This window comes from Planktosalinus sp., from assembly GCF_059864935.1.
In genome coordinates, this window is record NZ_JCBCCK010000034.1 from 1 (window position 1) to 6,469 (window position 6,469).

Annotated in this window: 6 protein-coding genes; 1 reads left to right on the forward strand and 5 read right to left on the reverse strand. The window is 38.8% G+C overall.

The genetic code is table 11. The features are described from left to right. From AC6F75_RS01370 to AC6F75_RS01385, 4 genes are all read right to left on the reverse strand, one after another. Positions 1–1,055: Glu/Leu/Phe/Val dehydrogenase dimerization domain-containing protein (locus tag AC6F75_RS01370; RefSeq protein WP_500713130.1), on the reverse strand; the 1,055-nt coding region annotated here is incomplete at its 3' end. An 85-nt stretch (positions 1,056–1,140) separates the two neighbouring features. After that, the gene (locus tag AC6F75_RS01375; protein ID WP_500713131.1) at positions 1,141–1,413 is read right to left on the reverse strand and encodes a type II toxin-antitoxin system mRNA interferase toxin, RelE/StbE family; all 273 of its coding nucleotides are present in this window, start codon (positions 1,411–1,413) and stop codon (positions 1,141–1,143) included. Position 1,414: 1 nt separating this feature from the next. Then, positions 1,415–1,639: a DUF6364 family protein gene (locus AC6F75_RS01380; protein ID WP_500713132.1), complete on the reverse strand. Its 225-nt coding sequence runs from the start codon at positions 1,637–1,639 to the stop codon at positions 1,415–1,417. 50 nt (positions 1,640–1,689) lie between these two features. Further along, complete coding sequence (locus AC6F75_RS01385) at positions 1,690–2,781, reverse strand: anhydro-N-acetylmuramic acid kinase (RefSeq protein ID WP_500713133.1); 1,092 nt, start codon at positions 2,779–2,781, stop codon at positions 1,690–1,692. A gap of 91 nt (positions 2,782–2,872) precedes the next feature. On the opposite strand from AC6F75_RS01385, the gene AC6F75_RS01390 reads away from it, so the two are divergent. After that, positions 2,873–4,015, forward strand: a complete 1,143-nt coding sequence (locus tag AC6F75_RS01390; protein ID WP_500713134.1) for an acyl-CoA dehydrogenase family protein — start codon at positions 2,873–2,875, stop codon at positions 4,013–4,015. 941 nt (positions 4,016–4,956) lie between these two features. On the opposite strand, the gene AC6F75_RS01395 is transcribed toward AC6F75_RS01390, so the two are convergent. Beyond that, positions 4,957–6,469, reverse strand: a 1,513-nt coding sequence (locus tag AC6F75_RS01395) for a putative porin (RefSeq protein WP_500713135.1), incomplete at its 5' end; no start/stop codon positions are given.

The window sequence follows — 6,469 nt, forward strand, 5'->3', positions numbered from 1 at the left end:
GCCATTCCGCAGTTTGCGATGAAATCAGGGATCATACTCACTTTTGAGTCGGTGGCTTCCATGATTGGGCCAAAAAATATTTCCTTATCTGCAAAAGGCACATTGGCACCACTTGAAATTACTTCAAGTCCCGAAGCTATCATACTATCTATTTGACCTTGAGTTACCAACCTGGATGCTGCACATGGTGCAAATATTTCTGCTTGTATGTTCCAAATTTTTTCATTGATTTCTTCAAAGGGCATCATTTGATCAGCAACTAAAGTATTGCCGTCTTTATTTAAAAACAATTGTCTGATTTCTTCAAAGGTGAAGCCGTCTTCATTAATCACGCCGCCCACGCGATCGATGATTCCCACCACTTTGGCACCCATTTTTGCCAAATAAAAAGCGGCAGCTGAACCTACATTTCCAAATCCTTGAACGATGGCCCTTTTGCCTTTTACATCGCCATCGTAAATATCATAAAAATGCTTTACGGCTTCAGCCACGCCATAACCTGTAATCATATCGGCTACTGTGTATTTTCTGGTGACATCAGGTGAAAAATTGTCGTTTTCCAATACTTTGATGACTCCCTGACGCAATTGGCCAATACGATTGATTTTATCAGCTTCGGTGGGATGAAAATGTCCGGAAAAAACGCCTTCCTGTGGATGCCAGACACCGCAGTTTTCGGTGATAGGGATTACTTCGTGAATTTCGTCCACATTCAAATCACCTCCGGTGCCATAGTAGGCTTTTAAAAGCGGGGAAACCGCTTTGTACCAACGCTCAAGCACGCCTTTTTTCCTGGGGTCTTTGGGGTCAAAATTGATTCCTGATTTTGCGCCACCAATTGGAGGTCCGGAAACTGTAAATTTCACTTCCATAGTTTTGGCAAGAGATAACACTTCGTTTTGGTCAAGCCCTACACGCATACGGGTTCCGCCACCAGAAGCACCACCTCTTAATGAGTTGATGACTGTCCAGCCTTCGGCTTCGGTTTCGGGGTCATTCCAGTGAAATACAATTTCTGGAGATTTATTTTCAAATTTCTGGAGTAATTCTTTCATGAATTTATTTAATTGTAGGGGTGTGTTTTGTTTTTTATGATGGCACAAAAGTACATGTATTTTTCAGAAAAAATGAATAACAATTTCAGCCAAATAAATCTGAATGGCTTCCGATTCTAATCAACTTTATTTCTCCGGGTGATTCAATTTGAATCCAAATGATTAACAAATCAGGTTTGATGTGACACTCCCAGCAATTTTTGAAATTTCCTTTGAGCTTATAGGGTTTCATCGTTTGAGGAATTCCCAAAACCCCCTTTTGCCGGAGCAATTTTAAAACTACTCCTATTAACTCAAAATTTTGTCGTTGCCTTTTAAGGTCTTTCTTAAATCTGGTTGTGTATAGAAGTTTGTACATCCTAAAGGCTCTTCAAAAACGCATCAACATCCTCAATTTTTTCTAGATCATCTGTGTCTAATGCTTCCTGAAGCGCTTTAAGTGTATCTTCATTGGGTTGTTTGTTGACAAATTGCGAGAGCAAAAACTCAACATAATTGTTCAGGCTGCGCTGTTCTTTCTTGGCTTCTTTTTTTAATTTTTCAAGCAATTCTTCGTCAAGTCTGAATGCTGTTTGGATTTTCATATCTTGTTTTTAAACAAATATAACCATTATAACAATGTGTTATACAAAAGTTATACAAAAACTTTTCCTGAAGAATGATCCATTCTTGCCCCAGTTACAGTTGCCATGCAATTGTTTTCACCTCTCAATTTCAAAACACCCAGCAATCCAAAAATCACCGCCTCTTTAAATTCGATAATACTTTTATTGGGCAACATGAGGTTTAAGTTTTTATGGTGATTTATTCGCTCTAAAAGAAAGTTGTTATAAGCCCCACCACCAGTGACAAGTACAGAAGCTCCCGGTTTAAAAACGGCAGTAAGTTGAATGGCTATATGTTCGGTGAATGTAGCGATTTGGTCTTCAACATTTAATCCTGATTTTTCTACTAAAGGAAATATTTCTTTTTGAACCCATTCCAGACCCAATGATTTTGGATGTGAACGCTTATAAAATGGCAAAGAATTCAGTTTTTCGATTAATTCAACAGAAACTTTACAGGATTTGGCAATTTTTCCGCCATCATCATAAGGTAAGCCTAATTTTTCTGCCAAGTGATTTAAAACAACATTTACCGGGCAAACATCAAATGCCAGTCTTTTTCCATTTTCTTCAAAGGATATATTGGCGAATCCCCCCAGATTCAAGCAGTAATCATATTGAGAAAATAGTAATTGGTCACCTATCGGAGCCAAAGGCGCGCCTTGCCCACCAAGCTTCACATCCTGAACCCTGAAATCACACACCACTGTTTTTTGGAGTTTTTGAGCAAGTAGTGGCAGATTTCCAATTTGTAAAGTGATTCCATTTTCCGGTTGATGAAGGATTGTATGTCCATGAGAACTGACCACGTCAATTCCCGCGCGGCCACTGAGCGGAGTCGAAGTGAAGGCGGGAATCTCGTCAATCAAATCTACAAACCCTTGAATCACTCCAGCCAAATACTCAGTATATTCTTCATTCAACTCACGCAACTCCTTTTCTGAAAGATGAATAGCCTTTTGCAAACGCTGCTTCCAAAGGGTTGGGTAAGGGACAGTAACAGCTTCAATAATATTAAATGACCAGTTATCGCTTTTCGCGAAAGCGATATAGGCCAAATCAACACCATCAAGCGAGGTGCCGCTCATTACTCCTATAACGTTGTAGTTTTCTTTTGCCATTTTGGTAAAATTAAACCGAATAATTGAAAAAACGGTGCTAAAGAAGTATCTTTGTGGACTTTTAAAATATATACCTAATAAAACCCCCACTATGGATTTCAATCTATCTGAAGAACATATCATGATACGCGATGCGGCGCGTGATTTTGCAAAAACCGAATTATTGCCCGGCGTCATTGAACGCGACAACAAACAAGAATTTCCAGCCGAACAAGTCAAAAAAATGGGCGAATTGGGCTTTATGGGAATGATGGTCCCGCCGGAATATGGGGGAAGCGGTATGGACACTGTGGCTTATGTTCTGGCGATGGAAGAAATTTCAAAAATAGACGCATCGGCTTCTGTGGTGATGTCTGTAAATAACTCATTGGTGTGTTATGGCTTGCTGGAATTTGGAACCGAAGAACAAAAACAAAAATACCTCGTGCCATTAGCATCGGGTCAAAAACTGGGTGCTTTTTGCCTTTCAGAACCTGAAGCAGGAAGTGATGCCACTTCACAAAAAACAACCGCTATTGACAAAGGTGACCACTATGTGCTTACCGGAACCAAAAACTGGATTACCAACGGAGGAAATGCGGATTATTATATGGTAATCGCACAAACCGACCGTAAAAAAGGACACCGTGGCATCAACGCTTTTATCGTTGAAAAAGGCTGGGAAGGTTTTGAAATCGGGCCTAAAGAAGACAAATTGGGCATACGCGGAAGCGACACCCACACCCTGAACTTTAACGATGTGAAAGTGCCCAAGGAAAACCGCATTGGTGAAGACGGATTTGGGTTTAAGTTTGCCATGAAAACCCTTTCCGGCGGAAGAATTGGTATTGCTGCTCAGGCTCTGGGAATAGCCGGAGGTGCTTATGAACTGGCCCGCGATTATTCAAAAATAAGAAAAGCTTTTGGCACTGAAATTTGCAACCACCAGGCCATTGCCTTTAAACTGGCTGATATGCTTGTGGAAATTGAATGTGCCAGACACCTGGTAATGAAAGCCGCCTGGGAAAAAGACCAGGGCCTAAACTATGACATGAGCGGTGCCATGGCCAAGCTAAAAGCCTCTGAAGTTGCTATGAAAGTAGCTGTTGAAGCTGTACAGGTTCATGGCGGCAATGGTTATGTAAAAGAATACCACGTAGAGCGTTTGATGCGTGATGCCAAAATTACCCAGATATATGAAGGCACCAGCGAGATACAGAAGATTGTGATTTCGAGAGGGTTACTTAGGGATTAAATTCCAATTTACAAGCACCAAATTCCATAACCGGCTTTTGAAAAAGGGTCGGTTTTTTAGTTGATTATATTAAGAATCAGCAAAGTAATTTGAACTAACATAATACCAATAAAAAATAACATTGCAAACCATTTAAAAAAATGACTAAGAGTTTTTCTTTCTTTGAAATTAATAGTTCTATCAATCATTTCGATTACCAAAAGAAAAGTATTTACAACAGCGAGATAGATTAAAAAATTTATGATAGCATAAACCGTCAAAGTAAATCTTTGATTGGGAATTATAAAGTTTAATGAATCATTATTATCATAAAAACCCATTACGATAATTACTGATAAAACACCTAATAGCAAAAGCCATTTGTTTAAACCTATTCTTAAACCATTCCAATATTTAATTTTTGACAAGTTCATTATAAGATTAAGTAAAATCCGGACTATAAGTTTCAAACTTAAAATTAAAATTTGCATTTAGAAACCGAATTGCGTTTTGTGCATTTTCTTCATTTCTAAGAGAAATCAATGCAAGTCTTCGAGTGTGCTTTTCATTTAACAAACACACATCAAATGCATTAAATCGTTCTGATAAGTCAGGGTTTGCAGACGTAAAAAAAGCAAGCTTTTGTCTTCTGTTAAACTTCAATATTGAAATTTTGGTCCAATCCTTCAGGTCAATATGCTTTTTAAAAATTAAAATATTAAAATAAAATACCCCAATGTATAATTTGTTATTTTTTGCAATTAAACCTCTCCTAGAGAAAACTCTGCCTACTAGAAAGATAAAAAATAATGAGCACAAAAAAACAAATAGATATCCTTTAAAATTCAGTGAGACAGATAACATCTCAATAATAAAAACAAGAAGAATTGCAGGGACTAGAGAAAGAATTAGCTTCTGATGATTGGTTAGTCTATATTCCAATATAAGTGTTTCCATAAAGCCTACATAAAGAAATTCCATACAAGTCCAAACCTAATCTTCGCATCCCGGAAAGGATGCCCTGGAGCAGAGAAATAGTTGTTTTGTGAAGTGAAAAGGGCGTTAAAATGTTCCCATTTAAAGTAGATGCGGGTTTGGCTTATTTTGGCATTGACAAACAGGTCAATCATCGGGAAGCCGCCAAGGGTTTGATTGTTTTGCACATAAAACTCGGCCAGCACGGGGTCGTAGGCGTTCATTTCATACTCAGTAAAATATTTTCCGGTGACACCGGTTTGCAAAAAGAGGGCTTTTTTGAAAAACTCATTGCTGTAAAACACGCTGGCCCTGCCCAGAAGTTCGGGAGCTTTAAACACTTCCTGCCCGTCGAGTATGTTTTGATAAGTCAACCGGCCAAGCACTGAAAATTTACCCAAATCGATTTGGCGTTCGGCTTCCACTTTTAGGTAATTCACCCTGCCATTGTATTGAAACGGTGTGGTGGTTGTGTCAGTTTCGGTTCTCGAAAAATAGGTATAATCGTCAATACCTGTATAGCTCACAGAGGCATTGAGCAAGGCTTTTGATTGCAAATCAAACTGTAAATGCTGGGTCTTGATATTTCTTAAACTGTTTTGCCAGTTGTAGTTCACATAATCACTTTGGTACAATTGAAAATGATAATCGGGTGCCACTGAATTGATATACATCGTTGCCTGAGCCTTGTTATTTTCGTCCAACTCATAAGAAGCCTGCCCAAGTATATAATTGCCTTCATAGTCACCGGAAATGTTGAGAGCCGCTTTACCAAAAAGTTCAAAACCGCGATACTCCTTTTGATAGGAAGCACCGGCTTCAACAATATTGCCTGTGAGTCTATTTGTGATGCGTTCATCATCAAGAATTAGCACGCTGTTGTAGCCGTAATTAAAATCTGTATATCCCAAAAACACCTGAACATTTCCAAGTAAATTATTGCTGAAATGCACAAATGCTTTGGAGTAAAATTCTTCCAGCTTCACGCGGTTCTTTAAATTTTGTGTGGCATAAGAAGGTCCAAACTCCTCAAAGGGGCTTTCCTGCTGGTAACGGTAGGATTTATTTTCAAAAGTCAGCACATTTCCCAGTTTTAAAAACGTATAGGAATCAGCATCACTAAAGTCAATCAGGTTGTAGTCGTGCTCCAGATAAAATCGTCTTCCGTTAAGGATATTTTCGGCATCTTCAAATTGCACTTCCAGCCTGCCACGGTCTCTGAAATCGTCGTCATTATCAACAAATAACGGAATGAACTGAGGTTTCAACCCGTTATTTTCACGGTTGAGCAAATCCTGAAACACGATATGTGTTCTCAAATTGTAGCGTTTATTATTGGTTTTGTAATTGGTGGTAAATCTGAAATTTCCGGTGCTGGTGAGTGTATTTTGATAATTCCCCAAAGAGCGCACTCCTTTGTAAGCAATTGAAAAATTGAAATTTTCTGCGGTATTTATGGTAAAAAAAGCATCGAGTTGGTGGCCTTGTTCAAAGGCGGTT